Here is a 23,645-nt window from a genome sequence, read left to right on the forward strand (position 1 = left end):
TGACATTTGTCAAGTTTAAGAGTATGTTACGGTTTTCTAATAATCCAGATGTCTTGTGGCACCCAAGATTTTGTGTCTGAAGTCAATTGAATATGTTCTAAAACAGTTGTTGCTTTAAATAAATCTTTTACAAATGCCTCTGGGTGAAAAGCGGCATAAGTTCTGTGGCCTTCTTTTATACTGCCTCTAACCACTAAATTACCTTGGTTATAATCTAAAAGCTCAGCCTCAGTTAGTTTTACTTTAAAATTATCTCCATGCATGGTTAATAGCATAATACCATTTGGTTTTAAGACACGAAGTAATTCGTTAAACCAGTTGTAATGCATTTGCTCTGAGAGGTGTGTAAAAATTGAAATACCATAGATAACATCCATTGAATTATCTTCATATGGTAGTTTGGCTTTCAGTTCATTTTTATTAAACTGAATGTTTGGCAAGTTTTTAGAGCACCAGTCTATTGAGTTTTTATTGTAATCTGTAGCAAAGAATTGGCAGCCATTATTAATAACTTCTGGCATATGCCTAATAATTCTGCCAGGTCCACAGCCCCAATCTAGAATATTTTTATCCTTTAATTCTATGTGTTTTTTAAAGTGTTCCGATAGGTTTTTAGCCATGTTTCGCCCACCATTATAATATTTGTCATAATTCATTTGGAATGACTCATACATTAAATAATCTGGTGGAAGTGCAACGTCTGGATGTACTTTTTTAAACTGAGCGTTAGCTTTTCTATTTTTGAATTTTTGTATGCGAAACCTAACAAGATCAGCAACGTAAATAAGATTGAGTTGCCTTAATAGGTTAGATAGTTTCGCTTTATTCATTTTTTGCTGCTAAAAATTTGAAGGCAAATATAGTGTATTGAAAAATTACCGAAGTGCTTCTAATTGCAAATTATAATCGTATTGTAAATCTTCATGAAGTACACTGATTTTTTTCTCTAAAGCCAGAATTTGTCTTTGGTACAGATTACTCAGTGTTCTGTTTCTATGTATAGATGGTCTCAGTTCGTTTAATTGCTCGCAAAAGTAGAGTAGGAGCTCAACTTCAGTAGATTTTTTGTTAGAATATCTGCTGTAAACTCTAATCTGACGCAAAATCTTCCGGATGGTTTTTTTCATGTAGAAGTAACTATCTGTATTTATACCATCAAATAATTCATCTAACGAAGATTTCACGCTTGTAATGTAGCCATCTTCGTCATGTGCTTCGAATAATAAATAGGTGAGTAGTGCCTTATTCTCTTTTTTAAACTTACCAAGACGAAGACAAAGCTCTAATAAATCTTCCTTTGGCAAATGTTGAAGTTCTTTTTTTATGGTAACGATAGATGCTATCTTCATTTAGAGATAATCTTTTAAAGTAAATTTAATAGTGTTTTCTAATGGTGCGTTTCACTCTAAATAATCTATAAATACCTATAGTTAGAATAAAAGCAGAGGCTATGATAAGAATAATACCATAAGATTTTAAATCTGAAAAGAACTCTAGTTTTAAAATAGTGACTCCTGTACCGAGAATGACCAAAAATGTTCTAAAGTAAGCTAAAAAGGTACGTTCGTTAGCTAGTTTGGTCCGTTCTATCGCAAGCCAATCGCGAGTTATTAATGGTTTACTTTTGTCTTTATTAATTTCTGGCATTTAATTTTTTCCTTTTAATAAATTAATACTTACAGTTGCCAATTCACTATCAGGAAATTTAGCAAAGTGCATGTCATCTGGTGTTAAACCAGCTTTTTCTGCGATGTTTCTAAACACATCAACTTCTAAAATGTATTGATCACTGTAACCATGAGTGGCATCATAGGCTGTAGCAGCAGTTTTACCAATATTTTTAGCTGTTAGAGAAGGATCAATGGTGTGTAATTCTATGATTAATAAGCCAAATTTATCAACATAAGGCTTCCATTTAGTTAAATGTTCTAATAGTGAGGCTTCTACATCATTATTGTTTAATCGATTACCAGCACTGGCATATGCACCTGTTGATGTGCTAATAAAATCATAGTTGTTGTTTGGTGCTTCCCAAATACGATTGTGGTCTAAGAAGGTTCTAACATTGAGTAAATCTTTGAGATCTATATTATAATCTTCTTTTAAATCTGAAGCTAAAAGATCTGGTCTGCCAATGTCTCCCCAAATTACCTTGGCCCAAATATCGGCAGCAATGAGGTTGGCTCTGGTAACCTTTAAAGCGGCTTTGTTAAAATCAGCACCAACCAAAAACAATGGATGGTCGTCTAATAGTTTACCACGAAGAGTTTGTTGCTCAATAATATTAAAAATATGCTCTATAAAAGCACCATTACCACAACCCATATCTAAAATACCTTTTGGTTGAAGGTCAATAGGTCTGTTAAACAAATCGATGATCACCTTATCTATAACTTTGAAGTACGTGGCATGAGCACCACCACTTCCCCAAACATTCATTTCGCGATGTACGTGTTTTTCAGTATCATTTGGCGAGTCTGTTTTAAGTACTAATGGATTACCAAAAATAAGTTCGTCTAGTTGTAAAAATGTTGGTAAATACGATACGGTTACACCATAAGCGCTGGCACGTTTTGCAAAAAAGAGGCCTTTGTCTGTAAATTGATACGTATCTCGTTTCTTTTTAAACCATCCTAAATGCGAAAAGAAATCGAGGATTTTTTTAAAACTTTCAGGATCTTTATGGTATTCTTCAGCTGTAAAAGAGGCTTCCATAAAATACTTGTGAAACAACCCATTAACACCTAGCAAAACAATAATAGGTCCTGCAATTGTGCCTTCAATATGTTTGTAGATTTGGTATTCTATTGAAGTCTCATCCGAAATGTCAAGACCAAAGTTGTTTTCAAACTTTTTAAAAATGCGTTCTAATGCAATAAACGCATCTGTACTTATCATTTTTTCAGTTGCAAATCTATCAGAATAGCGTAATAGGTTTACAGCATCTTCATAAAGATATACTAATTGAAATGCAGTTTCAGACTTTTCATTGGTAGTGTATGTTATTGTATTGTCTTTATTATTAAGGTCTTGCTTAAGCCAGCCCTGAGCGCACAAAACTCTAAGTGCTACATTTAGATATCCTTCGTTGGCATCAAATACATCAGATAGTAATTTTAGGTCAATGGCTTTTTTTTCTAAAATATAATCTAATACTGATTTTTTATGTAGGGCAAATGCGGAAGTTGCGGTTGCTATACCATCTAAATGACGAAATATGACGCCTCTTAGTTGGGATTTAACTGACTTTGTTAGCATGTAGAAATTTATTTGTAACTAAATATAAAAAAACCATCATAATTATGATGGTTTTTAATTTTATAATATTCTTAACGGGTCTATCTCAATTTAGGATAATTCGCAGGATTTGACTCATGCATTACACCATAAACCGCTTCAAAAATATCCTCTACAGAAGGTTTAGAGAAATAATCTCCATCTGTACCATAGGCAGGTCTGTGTGGTTTAGCAGCTAATGTTTTTGGTTGGCTGTCTAAATATTGATATGCGTTTTGTTCATTTAAGATTTGATCTAATATATAGGCCGAGGCACCGCCTTTTACATCTTCATCAATAACCATAACACGATTAGTTTTTGCAATACTCTTAACGATGTCATGATTTAAATCAAACGGCAATAAAGATTGTACATCTATGATTTCAGCATCAATACCAACCTCTAGTAATTCTTTTGCTGCCTGCTCCACTAAGCGCAGTGTAGAACCATATGACACAAGTGTAATATCTTCACCTTCCTTGATAGTTTCTACAACTCCAATAGGTGTTTTAAACTCACCAATATTACTTGGCATTTTTTCTTTTAGACGGTAACCGTTAAGGCATTCTGCGATAAGCGCAGGTTCATCACTTTCTAAAAGTGTGTTGTAAAATCCTGCAGCTTTAGTCATATTACGAGGTACTAAAACATGAATACCTCTAATTAGGTTAAGAATTCCACCCATTTGAGAGCCAGAGTGCCAAATACCTTCTAACCTGTGCCCACGCGTTCTTACTATTAATGGTGCTTTTTGACGACCTTTTGTTCTGTATTGTACAGTTGCCAAATCATCACTCATTATTTGTAGCGCATACAAAATGTAATCTAAATACTGAATCTCAGCAATTGGTCTTAGACCTCTCATGGCCATACCGATACCTTGACCTAAAATTGTAGCTTCTCGTATACCAGTATCAGAAACTCTAAGTTCACCGAACTTTTCTTGTAAGCCTTCTAAACCCTGGTTAACATCACCAATGTGTCCTGCATCTTCACCAAATACTAATGCCTCTGGATATTTTTTGAAAATGGCTTCAAAATTATCTCTTAGAATAACCCGTCCATCAACTTCTGTAGCATCGGCATTGTAAGTAGGTAATACTCCTGGTTGATACTCAGCTTTTAATTTAGACTCACTATATAAATGAGAACTATATTTAGGTTGAATCTTATTGATATAATTATTTATCCAATCTTGGAGTGCAATTTTCTCATTGGATGTTTCTGAAATAACGTAACGTAATGCTTTACGTGCTGTTGATAAAATATCTTTACGAATAGGCTCGTCAATAGCATTTAAATCATTCTTTAATTTTGATATAAAGACACCGTTAGCACTCGATTTTTCTAAAGATTCTAATAATGAAACAACCTCAGTTTTTTCAGCCTTCATTGGATTTATGAAGGCTGCCCAAGCCGCTTTTTTGCCATCTCTTACAGCTTTTTTAATGTCTTTTTCAATAACAGAAAGCTCCTCGTTTGTGGCAATATTATTGGCAATCATCCATTGACGCATCTGAGCGTTACAATCGTACTCAGCTTCCCATGCTAAACGTTCTTCGTTTTTATAACGCTCATGAGAGCCTGATGTAGAATGACCTTGTGGTTGTGTTAATTCTTGTACGTGTATCATTACCGGAACGTGCTCTTTTCTGGCCACTTTAGCAGCGCGTTGGTAAGTATCAATCAACTCAGCATAGTTCCAGCCATTAACTCTAAATATTTCATAACCATTGTTGTTTTTATCACGTTGAAAACCTTTTAAGATTTCTGAGATATTTTCTTTAGTGGTTTGGTGTTTTGCATGCACTGAGATACCGTATTCGTCATCCCAAATACTAATAACCATCGGTACTTGTAGTACTCCTGCAGCATTAATAGTTTCAAAAAATAGACCTTCACTTGTACTGGCGTTTCCTATGGTTCCCCAGGCAATTTCATTTCCTTCTTTAGAAAAGTTAGTTGTGTCTATACCTTCGACATTTCTATAAATTTTAGAAGCCTGTGCTAAGCCTAATAATCTTGGCATTTGTCCTGCTGTAGGAGAGATGTCTGCGCTAGAATTCTTTTGTTTTGTTAAATTCTTCCAATTCCCATTTTCATCTAAACTATGTGTGGCAAAATGTCCTCCCATCTGACGACCAGCAGACATTGGCTCCTCGCTCAAATCTGTATTAGCATATAAACCAGCAAAGAATTGCTCTATCGTTAATTCTCCAATAGCCATCATAAAGGTTTGGTCTCTATAGTAACCAGATCTAAAATCACCATTTTCAAACGCTTTTGCCCATGCAATTTGCGGTACTTCTTTACCATCACCAAAAATTCCAAATTTTGCTTTGCCTGTTAAAACCTCTCTACGACCTAGCAGGCTACACTCTCTACTTGTAACAGCTAATTTATAATCTTTGATTACTTCTGCTTTAAAATCTTGGAATGTTATTTCTGTTTTGGTCTTAGGGTTTGTCTTCATTTTGGTCTGTTTTTTTGGACACACAAAGGTATTAAATAGTGGTCTCTTGTGCAATAGCTAAAGTTACTCTATTTTTGAGATATTCTCAATAAAACAACCTTGTAAATGAAAAATTATCATTTAAATAAAAAAAATTAACATATCAATAAGAATATGTTAATACCACTTGCGTCTAAAAAGTCCAAGTAGTACTTGTGGGTCTACCGTAATAATAAAGCGAATGCGTTCGCCATAATTGGGTGCTGCAATTTCCCAGCCAAGATTAGAATATACAGGAAAGTAGAGCTCAAAAAAATCCTCGACTAAATTTAGCCTAACGCCAGAGTCGTAAACAAAATGTGCACTGTCAAACTTGCTCTTTACTAAACCAATATCTCCATAGGCTTGTATGTACCTCCAAATAGATGTGCTAAAGTTGGCAGTGGTCATCCATTGATTGGCAAAGGATGTGCCGAGCATAGATTTAAAACCACCCTCTGCAATGATTAATTGTTGACTAAATAAACCAGCAGCTTCTGAGCGCCCTAAATAGTTTAAATCAAATAAATAGTCTGTTGGCCTATCTAAGGCGAAACTAAAAAAGTCTGAATCTGGATCTGTATCATTGTTTAAAAATATACCAGCAAAAAGTCTAAGATTAATGTTTCTGTTACTTTTTGTTAGTTTTCTAAACTCATAACTCATTGAAAGCTTACTAAAGTTATTGGCTAGTTGCAAATCTGTACTAAAACTTGAAAAGTTGATTCTACCAGGATTAAAATGCGTATACCTTAGGTTAAATACATTATAATCTGGTTCGTTAATTTCAACAACTGCATTTTCTCCCACATCTCTGTTAATACTAACAAACCTAGCAGTGATATTATCAATTTGATCTGCTCTAAAGTCCTTGTCGTTTCTAAAGCTAAACGATATAGTTGGACGTATTCTGGTAAAAAAGGCATCCTCAGCAAAAGACTGGTAACCAGCATTGATACCATAAGTGATATCAAATAGATTTTTATTTTCAATATTATGAGTGTAGAAAACACTGAATCCACCAGTTAAAGTATTTGATTTTGTGGCGTATTGAGGCGAAAACCTATAGTTAAGTCGTTTTCTTAAAATGGTTTTGTTATAAATCTTTGTACCGAGTGTTAACCCATCATAAATATTATTAAACTCTATTAAAGGCATTAAAAATACTTGATTGTAATAAGGATCTTCAATGTCTTTAAATAACCTAACTTGCAAGGGCTTATTGTTTATAAAAGACCCGTTAACCGCCTTGTAATTGTCACGTTGGTTAAATTCTGGGATTACATTATAGTAATCTAAAACAAACTTTTCTGTCTCATCTTTTGGAAGAGTAATTGTTTTTGTAGTCTTTATATTTTCTACCCATCGTTTGCCAATTATAGAGTCATTGCTAATACTAAATAATGAAATTGGCATACTGTTTTTGCGCTTGTTTTTAACGGTAACTTTTATAGAGTCTTCTGTTGTTTCTACACTTTTAATTTTAAAATCTATCTTTTTACGAGTGCCTACAAAATCTGTAAAAAACCAATCTATATCTTTAGATGTTTTAGAGTTAAGAAATGTTTCAAAATCTGAAATCTTAGCATGTTGGTTTAGCTTATTTTCTTTTAAAAATGTGGTTATTGTCTCAGTTAAATCTATATCGTCTGTAAATTTACTTAAGTAATTAAGACCCACACCAGCTTTGTATCTACCTGCAATGTTGGCATTAAATTTAATTAGCGAATCTTTAGAGGTTGTTAATGGTTGATCTCTGTTTTTTCTGGCAATTTCCATAGAATACAAGAAATACTGAAAATTAAAATCAACATCAGCGGCATGAAAAGCTTTTACTCCCCATAAATTGGCTAATGTGCCTAAGAGCTTCATGTCGGGATAATACGCTTCAACATATTGTATCATAAAGTAAATTTGAAGCCCTTCGGAAAGCCAATGCTCTTTTCTAGGGTTAAGTAGTAGGATATTGTCAATATATTTTTTTAGAGCTGTTTTTAATAGCTTTAATTCATATTGAAATTGATCTGGAAAAGGCCTTAAAAAATCAGGTAATTGGTTGAGACCATACAAAGGGTTTTTATTATAGTCTATTCGCGATACTAATAGGCGATTATGCGGATATTGGCCCAAATTATCTCTTAGAAATCTAGCGATTTTATCAGTAAGTATTGCTTTGTCTGGGCCTGGCAGACCTCTCTCGTTAATATTAGAGACTAAAATTAAATCATCTGTTTGAACGCTGCGAAACAATGGAAATTTTTGAAGCGCGAGATACGTATCTATTCTGTCCTTGCCAAAGTAAATAGTAGTTTGTGTTCTGGTGTCTAAATTTGGTTGCGCAGATATAAGATCTAGCTCTGAAGTTGGTCTATAATTTAAAGGATGCTCTATGGTGATTTTTATATCGGACTTAGGAATAAACAAGTCGTCGAGATTTTTGTTGCTGTAATAATGCCACTTACCATCGTAGACTGCAGGTGTTATGTACCAGTATTTAAGTTCAAAATCTTTATTCTTAGTAAATCCGTAATCTGTAAAAGTGGCATCTGGTAATACCAAAATGTAGCTGAGTTTAATGTTGTATACTTCTCCAGGTAAAATATGTGTGTTTAAATTCACCTTTAATACATCTGGATGTTCATCTAAATACTGAAAGTTAAGATTAGTATTACCTTCGTTATCTCTAATGTCTGTAATTAGTGTAAATCCTCGCTGTTCACTTTTTGCCAAATGAAATTTTGTGCTAAACTCTTCTTCAAATCGTTTAGCTAGTGGTGTAGATTTTGTTGAATAGCTGTTGTTCCAGTCGTGCAGATAGATTGTACTTAAACTGTCCTTGGTGTTGTTTTTATAAACGATGGTTTGTTTTATGGCAATGGTCTTAGATCCTACATCTACATTGGCGTTAATGTCTATGTAATTTTGCCCATACATTGACGTGCAAAAATGAATAATTACATACCATATGAAAAATCGTTTAGTCAATGCGAAACAACAAATTTTAAAGCTTTTGTATTAGACTCGTAAAATTTAATAAAGTACAAACCATTAGCGAGACTACTGGTATTTAGGATTTGTTTTGTGTTGTGGTTAACAAGATGTGTTTTTACCAATTGTCCTAGCTGATTATAAATATATAATGGTTGATTTAAATATTTAGATGAGTTAATGTAAATGTCTAATTCTGTGTCAACTAAATTTTTACTTAAAACTATAGCTTTGTCCAATTCAAAATTGTTATTGCTCGAGAGGGTAACATCAGCTTCTAACAAAAGTGTTACAGGTAAATGGTCACTAAAGTTATGTAATGCGTCTCTAATTTCAAACGAAAATTCTGAACTAATAGTACCACAGTTAGACGAGTTTATAGCGCTATTATAACAAGAGGTTAGACCATTATTTCCATAAACCTTATATGAGTTTGGTACATAGGTAATATTGGCACTGCTAAGCATGTTTTCAGATGTTAAAATAAAATCAAAACGGTCATCAAAACCACCAGTTGTTCCGCCTAAACCGGTTTGTGTTCTCGTAGATTGTGTAAAAACATCTACAAAGTTTGGGTTGTTATTCCAGCTACCAATTCTGTTGGCAGGATCGGCGAATGTAATAGTGTCACTAGAGTCTAAAAGTTCTTGAAATGCAGACTCGGTAGCTGTGTATACATTAAGATCACCACCTAAAAGGACATTGGAGTCCGCGGGAAGTGTTTCTAAATAAGCATCTAACTCTAATACCATTTCAAAACGTCTTTGTGCATTTTGGGGACCACTAGAGGCCTTTAGATGGCATACAATGATGTAAACTTCAACAGGGTTTGTCTCTTGGTCTATTGTTTTTAGCCTAACTTTATAAACATTAAAATCTCTCAGATCTGTAGGGACAATAATTTCTTCTTCAATACTGAATTTTGAACTGTTGTAATACAATAAATTCTGAAGGTCGTTTTGGTTTCCAAAGCTATCGTCGGATGTATTAGAAACATAAGTAGCCATTTCAAAATTTGCATTTACGGCAGATCTTGTAATGTTTAAAACGTTATTGGCGCCAGTGATATTGTTAAGCTCACAAACAAGAAATAAATCGGGCTGGTAATCTGCTAAGATAAATGCTAAGTCATCTTCACGATTGGGTACAGCATCTTCTAGAGGGTAATTAAGGAGATTATAAAACATCACCTTAAATGTTTCTTGTGCAGAAACACAGATTATATTGATAAATCCGAGAATAATAAAACTCAGTATTTTCCTTTTCATAGAATATAAAAATAAGAAAATTAAAAGTTAGGACTTAATCTGTATTCTTCATAGAATTTGTTTAGAATATCTATTACCTCATCTGCCGTATCTACAACATGTATTAGGTCTAAATCCTTTGGGCTTATGTTACCTGCTTCTAGTAACGTGGTTTTTACCCAATCAAATAGCCCTGTCCAAAATTCTTTTCCAACTAAGATAATAGGGAATGTTTCAATTTTATGGGTTTGTATTAGTGTTATGGCTTCAAAAAGTTCGTCTAGCGTACCGAAACCTCCTGGCATAACAACAAATCCTTGAGAATACTTTACAAACATCACTTTACGTACAAAGAAATAATCGAAATCTAGACTTTTATCATTATCTATATATGGGTTATCGTGCTGCTCAAAAGGTAATTCAATATTTAAACCAACGGAAGTACCACCTGCAATATGAGCCCCTTTATTACCAGCTTCCATAATACCTGGTCCACCTCCAGTTATAACTCCATAGCCATGTTCAACAATTTTTTGAGCCACATCAACAGCTAGCTGATAATATTTGTGGTCTGGTTTGGTACGCGCAGAGCCAAATATAGAGACACAAGGTCCTATTTTACTCAGCTTTTCATAACCATTAACAAACTCTCCCATGATTTTAAAAATGGCCCATGAGTCATTGGTCTTTATTTCATTCCATCCTTTGTGTTTGCTTTCTTTTCTCATGTTATATCTTAATATCTTTTATTCGTTTCTTAGTGTGCAATATAGTGTTATTTCAACTCCTTTTTCAAAAACTTTGCTGTATAACTTTTTTTGTCTTTTGCCACTTGTTCTGGTGTGCCTTTGGCAACGACATTACCACCTCCTTTTCCGCCTTCGTAGCCAATATCTATAATGTAATCTACGGTCTTAATAACATCTAAATTATGCTCTATTATTAATACAGTATTGCCTTGGTCAACCAATTTGTTAAGAACTTTCATTAAAACTCTAATATCTTCAAAATGAAGGCCTGTTGTTGGCTCATCTAAGATGTAAAAGGTATTGCCAGTATCGCGTTTACTGAGTTCTGTAGCCAGTTTAATACGCTGTGCTTCACCACCAGAAAGCGTTGTGCTTTGTTGTCCTAAGGTAATATAACCCAAACCAACATCCTTTATGGTTTTGAGTTTGCGGTAAATCTTAGGAATATGCTCAAAGAAGTCTACCGCTTCTTCAATCGTCATATTTAATACATCGCTTATGGATTTTCCTTTGTATCTAATTTCTAGCGTTTCCCTGTTAAAACGCTTGCCTTGGCAAGTTTCGCACTCTACATAGACGTCTGGTAAAAAGTTCATTTCTATAACACGCAATCCACCACCTTGGCAGGTTTCGCAACGTCCACCAGCTACGTTAAAACTAAAACGTCCTGGTTTGTAACCACGAATCATAGCTTCGGGTATCTGTGCAAATAGTTTACGTATTTCGTCAAAGGTTTTGGTATACGTAGCAGGATTACTTCTCGGTGTTCTGCCTATAGGTGATTGATTTATATCAATAACCTTGTCTATGTGCTCTAAACCTTTAATGCTTTTATATGGCATTGGTTTTTTTACACCATTGAAGAAGTGTGCGTTTAAAATAGGGTATAGGGTTTCGTTAATGAGTGTAGATTTTCCACTTCCCGAAACGCCTGTAACACCAATCATTTTTCCTAATGGAAATTCTACATCAACGTGCTTTAGATTATTACCCGTACAGCCCTTAAGTACCAGCTTTTTTCCGTTGCCTTTGCGCCGTTCTTTTGGGATTTCAATTTCTTTTTTTCCGCTTAGGTAGTCTGCGGTTAAGGTGTTATGAGATAATAACTCATTTGGAGTTCCTTCACTAATAATCTCACCACCATGCTTCCCTGCAAACGGCCCAATATCGATAACGTAATCTGCGCGTTCTATCATGTCTTTGTCGTGTTCGACGACAATTACAGAGTTTCCGACGTCTCTCAGTGACGCTAGTGAGTTAATCAGTTTTTCGTTGTCGCGTTGGTGAAGCCCTATGCTAGGTTCGTCTAAAATATAGAGTACACCAACAAGTTGCGATCCTATTTGCGTAGCCAAACGTATGCGCTGCGCTTCGCCACCAGAAAGCGATTTAGAACTCCGGTTAAGACTTAAATATGTTAAGCCTACATCTAATAAAAACTGCGTACGCGCTTTTATTTCTTTAATAATTTCTTCAGAAATTTTACGTTGTGTTTCAGAAAGTCTGTTTTCTAAGCCTTTTAACCATTCAGCTAATTCAACAACATCCATTTTTACAATATCAGCAATACTTTTGCCATCTACTTTAAAGTACAGGGATTCTTTGCGTAAGCGAGACCCTTGGCAAACATCACACTCTACTTTATCCATATATTCTTTTGCCCAACGCACTAAGGATGTAGAATCTGATTTGTATTGATTTTCTATAAAATTAGCAACACCTTCAAAATCTATGTTGTAATCTCTGGTCACCCCAAGCAGTTTGCTTTCTACAGCAAATTTGTCCTTACCACCATAGAGAATCATGTGTTTGGCATCGTTGGGAATGTCTTTCCATGGTGTATTTAGAGTAAAGTCGAAACGTTGTGCTATGGTATGAAATTGTTTAAAAATCCAGCTTTTTTTCTCAGGACCATGTGGTGCCAAAGCTCCATTTTTAATAGATAAGGTCTCGTCTGGTACCAATTTTTTTTCATTGACTACATACAGTTCGCCTATACCATTGCAATTAGGACAAGCTCCTTTAGGTGAATTAAAAGAGAAGTTATTAGGCTCTGGGTTAGGGTATGAAATTCCTGAAGATGGACACATTAAATTACGGCTAAAATAACGTGGTTGATTGGTGTCTTGGTCTATGACCATGAGGACATCGTCTCCATGATACATGGCTGTATTAATGGACTCCGTAAGACGTTTTTCATTGTCCTGCGTATCATCAATCTTTAGACGATCTATAACAATCTCAATGTCATGGGTTTTATAGCGGTCGAGCTTCATGCCTTTTTCAAGGTCTACAATCTCTCCATCGGTGCGTACTTTTACAAACCCTTGCTTAGCAATTTGCTCAAACAATTCGCGATAGTGGCCTTTACGAGAACGAATAACAGGCGATAAGATGTTGATGCGTTTACCCTTATACGCTTCTAGAATGAGGTCTTTAATCTGCTCGTCGCTATAGCTTACCATTTTTTCACCAGTTTGGTAACTGTAGGCATCTGCAGCTCTGGCGAACAATAGTCTTAAGAAGTCGTAAATTTCGGTAATGGTACCTACTGTAGAGCGTGGTGATTTGCTTGTGGTTTTTTGCTCTATGGCAATAACAGGAGAGAGGCCATCGATCTTATCGACATCTGGCCGTTCTAGACTGCCCAAGAACTGACGTGCGTAAGCCGAAAAGGTTTCGATGTAACGACGTTGCCCTTCGGCATAAATGGTATCGAAAGCCAACGACGACTTTCCACTACCAGATAGTCCTGTAATCACTACCAATTTCTCTCTGGGTATGGTAATGTCGATGTTTTTTAGGTTGTGAACTCGTGCTCCTTGTACTTCAATGGACTCGTTGAAATGGCTCATAGGTGGTATCGCTTCTTCTTTATTTCTAGCAAAGTTGCAAAGGTACAATATTTAGATGTTAATTTAGTGTGAAGGTTTTGTCCTTAAAGCTGTTAGTTTTTAGTTAGGCTTCATCTTTTATTGGCTTACTGTCCTTTTTATTTTCATGTAGGAAAAAACACCCCTTGACCCGAATATGACCCGCTTATGACCCGAATTAGACCCGAGATAGACCTGACTTTGGTATAAGATCTTCCTAAATTACATTTGTATGGCCCCATCGGCAATACTAAATGCAATTTTAAATTTAGATATCCCCTTTATTGGGTATGGTTTTACACTGAAGCTATAACTAATTTAGCATTAGAGTGTTACTGTTTAAAGGAATTATAGTAATCTAAACGAAAAATAACAGTTTAGATATTTCATGCTATATATTTTTTTCTATTTTAACCCTTGATAATTAGCTATTAATCAATTATGAAATATCATAAACGCCATGCCTTTGCATTACTTTTTTATTTATGTATAGGTATCGCTGCCGCTTATAATATATCAAATGTATTTAGAACGGATCAGCCCAAATCTAAAATAGTATTACCTCCTTCGGCTAGTATTTCTGGCACGACCACAGTTTGCCTAAATGCGACACCGCAACCTGTAATTACCTTTACCGGTTCTGATGGTGATGTGCCTTACACATTTACCTATACTGTAAATGGTGGTGCTAATCAGACGATTACTACAACAGGCACAAATGATTCTGCGACCTTACCTGTAAATACAAATGTAGCAGGTACATATACCTATGAATTAATTTCTGTAACAGACGCTAATAACGATACGGAAGCTATCAATGATACCGCAACTGTTACTGTTACTAACCCACCAACAGTGAGTTTTACTTTTAATAATGGAGATTGTTCTGCAGATGGTGTCAATTTTAATGCCACAGCATTAGGTAATGGGCCTTTCACTTATAGTTGGTCTTTTGGTGATGGTAATACTTCAACCGCTGAAGACCCTTTACATATCTATGATGCTTTTGGCTGTGGTTTTTCAAACTACACAGCAACATTAGAGGTTACTGATGCCAATGGTTGTACTGCTTTAGTTTCAGAAACCGTGAATATTGAACAGCGTCCAGATTTAAGTTTTGAAGATTTAGATGCACAGTTTACTCCACCTTTTGATAATTGTGGTAATAATACTGTGGATCCTGCGTACACTGTAAATGTTGGTAATACTTCAACATCTACAGCCTGTATTACCTCTTATGATATTGATTGGGGAGATGGCACATCGGAAACTAATGTTACCTTTCCTCTATCGCATACTTATGCCAATTTGGGGTCGTTTAATATGGTAATTACAGGTTATGGAGATAGTGGTTGTAATGCTACAGAAACCATTTTAGTAAAAAACTCAAGTAACCCCATAGGTGCTATTATCAGCCCAGGAAATACGGTGAATTTATGTTTGCCCGCCAATGAACTTGCATTTGCTATCGGTTCCTGGGGACCTAATCCGCCCGATACGACTTATTTTGTAGATTATGGAGATGGTACACAGGCGACGTACACACAAGATGATTTAATAGCCGCTGTAGCTAATTACGATCCTGATAATCCGGCATTGGCGGATCCTTTCCCAATTCCACATGAATACACCGAATCTAACTGTCCAAATCCTAATTATACCATCACCTTAATTATTGCTACCTCTTGTGGAGAAACCGTATTAACAGCAGGACCTATTATTATTTTGACGCAGCCTGAGGTGGATTTTGAATTTGAGAGTCCGAGTTGTGTCAATACACCTGTACAATTTACCAACCTTACCGAAGGAGGTTTTGGACCCAATTGCGTTACACAAGCCGCACATAATTGGGATTTTGGTGATGGAACTACCTCAAATCTAGAAAACCCAATACATACATATACAACACCAGGTACTTACACAGTGACTTTAACAGAAGAAAACTTTTGTGGTATATCAGAACCTGTCGTTAAGACTATTTGCATAGAGCCAGATTTGGTTGCAGACTTTTCTTTAGACAATAATGACGGTTGTATTCCTCTTGATGTTTCAGCGACTAATACTACCGACTTATCACAGTCTTGTGGTGGTGAAACGTATTTGTGGGAGGTTACTTATGCTTCTGACTTTTGTGGTACATCAGCATCTTGGGGTTTTACTGATAATACAGATGAGACCTCTGAAAACCCATCGTTTCAATTTTTAAATGCAGGTATTTATATTATAAGCATGACGATTACCAACTCGTGTGGTGATTTTATAACCACTCAGCAGATTAATGTAAAGCGTCCTCCAGTTGCTAGTATTGATCCTATCGCTGATGCCTGTGGTGCGGCTAGTTTTAATCCAACAGCTATGGTGACTACCTGTGCGCCAACTACCGATACCATAACCTATAGTTGGTCTTTTCCTGGAGGTACACCAGCTACATCTAATCTCTTAGATCCAGGAACTATTAGCTACACCACACCAGGCGACTATACCGTGACGTTTAGTGTTACTAATGCTTGTGGTACTGCTACGGTTACTGAAGACTTTTCAGTCAATGAAAGCCCAACGCTAACCAATACCGATTTTGATCAAACGTTGTGTTCTGGTAATGATAGTAATGCCATAGTGCTTACGTCAGATAATGTGAATACGACTTATACATGGACGTCTAACAATCCTGCAGGCCTTACAGGCTTTATTCCAAATGGCACAGGAGATACTATTCCGGCACAAACACTTATCAATACTTTGGGTACTCCAATAGATCTCATATACACTGTAACGCCCGATATCAATGGTTGTGTTGGGCCATCCGTGAATTTTACCATCACTGTAGAGCCAGCACCTTTCATAGATATGCAACCGCAAGCCGAAGACATATGTCTTAATGGTACACCAAATGATTTATCAGTAAGCTATCAAGGTACAGGTACTCCAAGTTACCAATGGTATGTAAATACGGTTGATGACAATACAAGTGGTACGGTCATAGCAGGAGCTAATGGACCAACATATACACCACCAACTGATAGTGTTGGTACACTATATTATTATGTGGTAATTACGTTTACAACAGGAGATTGTAATGAAATTATTTCCGATACTGCTGAAATTACAGTAGAAGCTGTTGCGCAAATCGATACAGAGCCAATACCAACACAGTCTATTTGTGTAGGTGGAACATCAGAAGCGCTTACGGTTAATCTTATTGGAGGAGCAGGAACAGTAACTTACCAATGGTACAGTAATACTGCAAATACTAATACAGGAGGTACTGCTATTGCAGGTGCAACATCAGCAAGTTATACTCCGCCTGTTTTTACGACTTCAGGGTCATTTTATTATTATGTTGAGGTGAGTTTTACAGGTAGTGGTTGTTCGGGCTTAGTGAGTGCAGTCGCCGAAGTTGCTGTGGTAGACGATCCAGAGATTACAAGTCCTGATTTTGGTATGCAAAGTGTTTGTCAGAATACCAATGTTAATCCTTTAGATGTTAAGGTGTCTGGTGGCTTAGGGACTATTTCTTACCAATGGTATGTTAACACTGTTAATGATACAACGACTGGAACACCAATTGCAGGTGCGACAGCAGCGACGTATACACCACCTTCGGATGTGGTGGGTACATTTTATTATTACTGTATTGTAACCCAAGATGTATCTGGTTGTGAGGTGACGAGTTCGGTCGCCACAGTTGAGGTCACTGCAGCTGCCCAATTTACAACACAACCACTTTCTGATGAGTTGTGTTTAGGAGATACCACAGCAGCGTTGAGTGTGGCTTATACTAATGGCACAGGTACACCGAGTTACCAATGGTATGCTAATACCGTGAATGATACAACCACAGGTACTGCTATTGCTGGTGCAACAACAGATACATATCAGCCTATAGTAGATACTGTAGGTACAACCTATTACTATGTTATCATCACGTTTAACACAGGTGGTTGTTCTGAAATTATATCAAATGTTTCTGAAATCATTGTTAACAATACTCCAAGTATTGCTGATGGATCTGTCTTAATATGTAGTGGCAATACGTTTGAATTTTTGCCAGAAACTATTACTACTAATGTGGTTCCGGTAGGGACGACGTACACTTGGTCTAATCCTGTTGTGAATCCTGCGGGTAGTATTACAGGTGCATCAGCACAACCCACAGCAAGTGCTACTATTTCTCAATTTTTAGAAAATACAACGGTTAATCCGGCAACAGTGACGTATACGGTTACACCAGATGCCAATGGTTGTATTGGTGCTGATTTTGAAGTTGTAGTAACAGTTAATCCTTCCATTTTGGTGGCTTCAACCGTGGTTAATAACAGTTGTTTCAATTCGGATGATGCCTCTATTGGTATTACGATTACGGGTGGAGTACCTTTTATATCAGGGAATCCCTATCAAGTGAGTTGGACTGGTCCTAACGGTTTTGTTAGTAGTGCGACAAACATTTCAAACCTAGAAGCAGGAACATATACTTTAGATATTCTTGATGATGGTGGTTGTCCCTATAATGAAAGCTTTATAATTACCGAACCTGATGAACTTGTTTTTAGTGCCGTTAATTTCGATCCAGAAACCATATCTTGTTTTGGCGCCAATGATGGCGAGATTAGTATTGACGTCAGTGGAGGTACAGAACCTTATATCTATAACTGGACACGTAATGGTAATCCGTTTTCTAGTGATGAAGATTTAAGCGGTTTAGAACCTGGCACTTATGCTATTACAGTAACCGATGCCAATACTTGTGGGCCTATCAGTTCAACTTTTGTAATTGAAGAACCACCATTATTGGATGTGACTTTACAAAGTCAGACCAATGTTATTTGTTTTGGTAATGCTACAGGAGCCATTGAAGTTTCAACTGTTGGTGGTCGACCAGATTATACGTATAGTTGGACAGGGCCTAATGGATTTACAAGCACCACAGCTAATATCGCTAACTTGTTAGCAGGTACGTATGCATTAACGGTAACCGATAGTTCTGACTGTACAGATACGTTAAGTGTTACAATTATTCAGAATGATCAAATCACTATCGATGTCACCACCACTGAAATAGAGTGTTATGGAGATAATGATGCGTCTATAACCATTAATAATATTTCAGGAGGTGTAGCGCCTTATGATGTGGCTTGGAGTAATTTTGGTACAGGCATGAGTCAGACCAACCTTTCCGCAGGTACCTATACTATTACCATTACCGATGCTGAGGATTGCGTGCGTGCGTTTCCCATTGTTATAGATGAAGCGCCAATTTTTCTTATTGACCCTGTAGTCACACAGATATCCTGCGCTGGTGAAGATGATGCCAGTATTGTACTTAATTTTCAAGGCGGCTTAGATCCTATTACAGTGGTTTGGGACGATGACGCATCAGCAGGAGTAGAGCGTAATAACTTAGCGCCAGGTACCTATAGTGTTACTATTACGGATGGTACTCCTTGTGTGATTCAGGAAAGTTTTACCATTTTTAACGTCTTACCTTTACAATTGTCTGCCAATGTTACCGATGCTTTAGATTGTGATGATCCCAATAGTGGTGCTATCAACCTATTAATACAAGGCGGTACACCACCATTCTCGGTATCTTGGTCTAATGGAGCGACTACGGAAGATTTAATAGCCATTCCACCAAACACCTATGTAGTTACGGTCACAGATGCTAATGCTTGTAGCATCGAAGGCAGTTGGAATGTTAACCGTTTTGAACCTTTGACTTTGGATGTGGATACCCAATCTGAAGTGGATTGTGATACCAAAACCGTAAACCAAACCTTTGTGGCTATGGCCAGTGGTGGCGTACCACCATTTACCTATAACTGGTCTAGTGGTACTGTGAGTGGTGCTAATAATGAACTTATGACAACCGATGTTGATGGTTTGGTACTGCTTGAAGTCACCGACGCACAAGGTTGTACCACCAATTATAGTCTTAATGTGGATATTCCTGTGCTTGGTGATCCAGATTTTGAGCTGTCTTCTTTTGGGTTTAGCAATTTTGGTGTGTATTCAATTTCAGATCCTATTAGCTTTACCAATTTGGCTACAGGTGATTATCTCAGTGTTTTGTGGGACTTTGGTGATGGTAGTTTTTCAGGAGAGGAAAATCCAACCCATACCTACAGTGCTGTAGGTTCGTATGTGGTTACACAAACCGTAACGTATCCTTTTGGTTGTGTGTATGAGCGCGTCATTACTTTGTATGTAGAGCAAGGTTATAAACTAATTATGCCAGATGCCTTTACACCAAACGAGGATGGCATTAATGATTTCTTTGGGCCTGTGTACGAGGGTCTCAATAGTTTAGAATTACATATTTACGATACATGGGGCAGTCTTATCTATACTGAAGACAATGCTAATTTTACGGGTTGGGACGGGAAGATTAATGATGAGGTTGCTGAAAACGGCAATTACTATTACACCTTTAGTGCCAAAACCTTTTATGGTAAAACCATCACAGCCCAAGGCGCCTTTGTATTTATAAAATAATCCTTATGACTTTAAGACCCATATTTACCTTTATTATACTTATATGCTGTTGGACCGTTAGCGCTCAAGATCCGGTTTTTACACAGTCTAACTATATACAAGAAACGTTAAATCCTGCCTTTTCTGGTTTTGAGGATAACGACCGTATTGCGGCTGGTATTTTGAGTCGTGTGCAATGGCCTAATCTCGATTTGCAAATTCACACACAGTATGCTTATGTGAATAAGTCGTATGATTATGGTCCAAGTCTTGGCTTTGGTGTTGGTATCAATGCCGTTTGGCAATACGAATCGTTTAATAATTATAATTACGCCCAGGTTAACCTTAACTATGCCCATCGTATTAATCTTAATAATGGCTGGTATTTTAGACCAGCTATAGAGGTGGGAGTAGGGAATAAGAGTAATCGTTTTAGGAATTTAACTTTAGCCGATCAGATTAATATTAATTCAGGGTTTATCAATCCTGTGTCGGTTGATCCACTAGCAAGCCGATTGAATAGTATTTACTTTTTAGATATTAATGCAGGTTTTATTGTTGAACGCCAAACTTTTAATGATATCAGCTATTGGATTGGAGGTTCGGTACGCCATCTTAATCGTCCTAATATATCCATTGTTGAAGGTGAAAAGTTACCGCTTGATATTTTCTATTCGTTTCATGGTAATGTTCGTTTTCCGTTTTTACATGATAATACTATTATGATGACGACTAACCTTATGGTGCAAGGGCCTTATAACCGATTGGATGTTGGTACTATATTTCAGCTTGATGCTATATTGTTAGGCCTCACGGCAGCAACGAATCCTGCGCGTAATGATGGTAATGCTCATTTATTGACTTCGGTTAATGCCTTTGTAGGCTTTGAGTATCAAACTTTTCGTTTTGGTTTTTCTTATGATAAGAATACCTCAAATATTGGTCGTACTGATGGGGTGTATGAGCTGTCTATGACCTATTTGTCGCGTTGTAGACGTTGTAATACGGATCGTAGTCGGAAGAAGTAGTTAGAAGTTAGAAGTTAGAAGTTAGAAGTTAGTAGTTGGAAGTTAGAAGTTAGAAGTTAGAAGTTAGTAGTTAGTAGTTAGTAGTTAGTAGTTAGTAGTTAGTAGTTGGTAGTTAGGGTTTGATTATTAATATACAGATTGCTGCGTTTGTTCCTTGCTCGCAATTACATTTCATAAATATATAATCAACACCTCATCGCACTTGAACTTCCGACTAGGTCGGAAACCGCTGAAAGCAGAAATAACGAGCTGTAAAACTAAATTTGTAAGCAATATCAAGGATTGAAAGTTAAAGTTATAATTAACTCTAAGTCTTACAAGCACTAGAGCGAGTGGCACGCAGTGATTTCCTCTTACAGCGAAGCACTTTTTGGTTCATTTTTGGTGCTTCAAAAATGAACGTAACGACATAGAGGCCAAAGCTATAAATTCAATGCTAGATTCCGTGTCACACTTCGACTGCGCTCAGTGGGACAGCACGGAATGACAAAAGTGTAATTGATTTAATAAAAAAACAGATTGCCACGTCGCTACGCTTCTCGCAATGACACTTCGGTTTGCGTTGTAAGGTATCATTATTAAAACTATATTTTGATTTTGGTAGTTTTGCTAATGACGCGCTTCTCGATACTATTTGCTCATGCTTCGCAAATCACTCGAAGTGACGCTTGGGGTGTTTAGGGTGTTATCATTAAAACTATATTTTGGTTTTGATAGTTTCGCAAATCACTTGCTTCTCGATACTATTTGTTTAAGTTTCGCAAATCACTCGCTTCTCGATACAATTTGCTTAAGCTTCGCTTAGGTATCTTCAATCAAAATGTATTTTGATTTCGATAGTTTCGCAAATCACTCGCTTCTCGATACAATTTGCTCATGTTTCGCAAATCACTCGCTTCTCGATACAATTTGCTCATGCTTCGCAAATCACTCGAAGTGACGCTAGGGGTGGTTAGGGTGTTATCATTAAAACTATATTTTGATTTTGGTAGTTTCGAATATCACTCGCTTCTCGATACAATTTGCTCATGTTTCGCAAATCACTCGCAATGACACTTCGGTTTGCGTTGTAAGGTATCATTATTAAAACTATATTTTGGTTTTGGTGGTTTCGTAAATCACTTGCTTCTCGATACAATTTGCTCATGTTTCGCAAATCACTCGAAGTGACGTTAGGGGTGGTTAGGGTGTTATCATTAAAACTATATTTTGGTTTTGGTAGTTTCGCAAATCACTTGCTTCTCGATACGATTTGCTCGTCGCTTCACAAATCACTCGAAGTGACGTTAGGGGTGGTTAGGGTGTTATCATTAAAACTATATTTTGGTTTTGGTAGTTTCGCAAATCACTTGCTTCTCGATACGATTTGCTCATGTTTCGCAAATCACTCGAAGTGACGTTAGAGGTGGTTTGGTTATTAATGAGCAGATTGCCATGTCGCTGCGCTTCTCGCAATGACACTATGGTTTGCGTTGTGAGGTATCATTATTAAAACTATATTTTGGTTTTGGTAGTTTTGCTAATGACGCGCTTCTCGATACTATTTGCTCATGTTTCGCAAATCACTCGAAGTGACGCTAGGTGTGGTTTTGGTTATTAATATGAAGATTGCCACGTCGCTGCGCTTCTCGTAATGACACTTCAGTTTACGTTGTAAGGTATCATTATTTAAAATGTATTTTGGTTTTGGTAGTTTTGCCAATGACTTGCTTCTCGATACTATTTGCTTAAGCTTCGCTTAGGTATCTTCAATCAAAATGTATTTTGATTTCGATAGTTTCGCAAATCACTCGAAGTGACGCTAGGGGTGGTTAGGGTGTTATCATTAAAACTATATTTTGGTTTTGGTAGTTTCGTAAATCACTTGCTTCTCGATACGATTTGCTCATGTTTCGCAAATCACTCGAAGTGACGTTAGAGGTGGTTTGGTTATTAATGAGCAGATTGCCATGTCGCTGCGCTTCTCGCAATGACACTTCGACTGCGCTCAGTGGGACAGCACGGAATGACAAAAGCGTAATTGATTTAATAAAAAAACAGATTGCCACGTCGCTGCGCTTCTCGCAATGACGTGCTAGATGTGGTTTGTTTTATTATATTTACGACTCTTAAATACCAACAATGCCCAAACAAAATACGTTGGCTGATGCTGTTCAGCAATTGATTACAGCTATTCTGAATGCTTTAGGTTATAATGCGGCTCCAAAGCGTACTTGGCATCAGCATGTGGTGCCGTATGAGGATGGTTGGGCTGTGCGTCGTGAGGGCAACCAACGTGTTACGTCTAAGCATCGTAAGCAGGGCACTGCAATCCGTAAAGCCAAAACCCTTGCCAAGCGCTATAATGCCGATGTTATTATCCACCGTGCTAGTGGTGGCATCCGTAAGCGAATGAGTTACAGGCACCGATAATGTCGTTATTTTCTGTAAAGTCTCTTACTTCTTAAAGACTATTTTTGTTATTTATCTGGTTTAATATCAAGGTGTTACCCTAATGTTTATCTTTTAGTAATCCCTTTTG

At 36.8% G+C, this 23,645-nt stretch carries 12 protein-coding genes; 3 read left to right on the plus strand and 9 right to left on the minus strand.

Annotated features, from left to right (window positions below; genetic code table 11):
• Nucleotides 1–26 precede the first annotated feature (26 nt).
• The 9 genes from BWZ20_RS00695 to uvrA form a co-directional block, all read right to left on the minus strand.
• On the minus strand, nt 27–830 hold the full coding sequence (locus BWZ20_RS00695) for a class I SAM-dependent methyltransferase (RefSeq protein WP_076614932.1): 804 nt from the start codon (nt 828–830) through the stop codon (nt 27–29).
• Nucleotides 831–875: 45 nt separating this feature from the next.
• The gene (locus BWZ20_RS00700; protein WP_076614934.1) at nt 876–1,349 is read right to left on the minus strand and encodes a hypothetical protein; all 474 of its coding nucleotides are present in this window, start codon (nt 1,347–1,349) and stop codon (nt 876–878) included.
• 25 nt (nt 1,350–1,374) lie between these two features.
• Entirely contained in the window at nt 1,375–1,647 is a 273-nt protein-coding gene (locus BWZ20_RS00705; RefSeq protein WP_076614936.1) for a DUF202 domain-containing protein, read from the minus strand.
• On the minus strand, nt 1,648–3,258 hold the full coding sequence (locus BWZ20_RS00710; RefSeq protein ID WP_076614939.1) for a class I SAM-dependent methyltransferase: 1,611 nt from the start codon (nt 3,256–3,258) through the stop codon (nt 1,648–1,650).
• Between the two features lie 80 nt (nt 3,259–3,338).
• Nucleotides 3,339–5,750, minus strand: coding sequence for a thiamine pyrophosphate-dependent enzyme (locus BWZ20_RS00715; RefSeq protein ID WP_076614942.1), 2,412 nt, complete (start codon nt 5,748–5,750; stop codon nt 3,339–3,341).
• Nucleotides 5,751–5,906: 156 nt separating this feature from the next.
• The gene (locus tag BWZ20_RS00720) at nt 5,907–8,702 is read right to left on the minus strand and encodes a metalloprotease (protein WP_076614944.1); all 2,796 of its coding nucleotides are present in this window, start codon (nt 8,700–8,702) and stop codon (nt 5,907–5,909) included.
• Nucleotides 8,703–8,749: 47 nt separating this feature from the next.
• A complete protein-coding gene (locus tag BWZ20_RS00725) occupies nt 8,750–10,024 on the minus strand; it encodes a T9SS type A sorting domain-containing protein (RefSeq protein WP_083677125.1) in 1,275 nt (424 codons plus the stop codon).
• A gap of 20 nt (nt 10,025–10,044) precedes the next feature.
• Nucleotides 10,045–10,731 carry a TIGR00730 family Rossman fold protein gene (locus BWZ20_RS00730; RefSeq protein ID WP_076614950.1) on the minus strand — a complete coding sequence of 229 codons (687 nt, stop codon included), beginning with the start codon at nt 10,729–10,731 and terminating at the stop codon, nt 10,045–10,047.
• Between the two features lie 47 nt (nt 10,732–10,778).
• Nucleotides 10,779–13,607 (minus strand): excinuclease ABC subunit UvrA, encoded by a 2,829-nt coding sequence (uvrA, locus tag BWZ20_RS00735; RefSeq protein WP_076614953.1) that lies wholly within the window; start codon nt 13,605–13,607, stop codon nt 10,779–10,781.
• A gap of 459 nt (nt 13,608–14,066) precedes the next feature.
• Here uvrA and BWZ20_RS00740 point away from each other — a divergent pair, with 459 nt between their 5' ends.
• The 3 genes from BWZ20_RS00740 (at nt 14,067) to BWZ20_RS00750 (ending at nt 23,536) form a co-directional block, all read left to right on the plus strand.
• A complete protein-coding gene (locus BWZ20_RS00740) occupies nt 14,067–20,117 on the plus strand; it encodes a PKD domain-containing protein (protein ID WP_076614956.1) in 6,051 nt (2,016 codons plus the stop codon).
• 5 nt (nt 20,118–20,122) lie between these two features.
• Nucleotides 20,123–21,124, plus strand: coding sequence for a PorP/SprF family type IX secretion system membrane protein (locus BWZ20_RS00745; protein ID WP_076614959.1), 1,002 nt, complete (start codon nt 20,123–20,125; stop codon nt 21,122–21,124).
• A gap of 2,121 nt (nt 21,125–23,245) precedes the next feature.
• Nucleotides 23,246–23,536, plus strand: coding sequence for a DUF2188 domain-containing protein (locus BWZ20_RS00750; protein ID WP_083677126.1), 291 nt, complete (start codon nt 23,246–23,248; stop codon nt 23,534–23,536).
• Nucleotides 23,537–23,645 lie beyond the last annotated feature (109 nt).

This window comes from Winogradskyella sp. J14-2, assembly GCF_001971725.1.
Classification (GTDB): domain Bacteria; phylum Bacteroidota; class Bacteroidia; order Flavobacteriales; family Flavobacteriaceae; genus Winogradskyella.

Excerpts from the sequence above, each read along its gene's own strand:
- BWZ20_RS00695 (WP_076614932.1), bottom strand. The coding sequence starts at position 830 with ATGAATAAAGCGAAACTATCTAACCTATTAAGGCAACTCAATCTTATT.
- BWZ20_RS00700 (WP_076614934.1), bottom strand. The coding sequence starts at position 1,349 with ATGAAGATAGCATCTATCGTTACCATAAAAAAAGAACTTCAACATTTG.
- BWZ20_RS00705 (WP_076614936.1), bottom strand. The coding sequence starts at position 1,647 with ATGCCAGAAATTAATAAAGACAAAAGTAAACCATTAATAACTCGCGAT.
- BWZ20_RS00710 (WP_076614939.1), bottom strand. The coding sequence starts at position 3,258 with ATGCTAACAAAGTCAGTTAAATCCCAACTAAGAGGCGTCATATTTCGT.
- BWZ20_RS00715 (WP_076614942.1), bottom strand. The coding sequence starts at position 5,750 with ATGAAGACAAACCCTAAGACCAAAACAGAAATAACATTCCAAGATTTT.
- BWZ20_RS00720 (WP_076614944.1), bottom strand. The coding sequence starts at position 8,702 with ATGTATGGGCAAAATTACATAGACATTAACGCCAATGTAGATGTAGGA.
- BWZ20_RS00725 (WP_083677125.1), bottom strand. The coding sequence starts at position 10,024 with ATGAAAAGGAAAATACTGAGTTTTATTATTCTCGGATTTATCAATATA.
- BWZ20_RS00730 (WP_076614950.1), bottom strand. The coding sequence starts at position 10,731 with ATGAGAAAAGAAAGCAAACACAAAGGATGGAATGAAATAAAGACCAAT.
- uvrA (WP_076614953.1), bottom strand. The coding sequence starts at position 13,607 with ATGAGCCATTTCAACGAGTCCATTGAAGTACAAGGAGCACGAGTTCAC.
- BWZ20_RS00740 (WP_076614956.1), top strand. The coding sequence starts at position 14,067 with ATGAAATATCATAAACGCCATGCCTTTGCATTACTTTTTTATTTATGT.
- BWZ20_RS00745 (WP_076614959.1), top strand. The coding sequence starts at position 20,123 with ATGACTTTAAGACCCATATTTACCTTTATTATACTTATATGCTGTTGG.
- BWZ20_RS00750 (WP_083677126.1), top strand. The coding sequence starts at position 23,246 with ATGCCCAAACAAAATACGTTGGCTGATGCTGTTCAGCAATTGATTACA.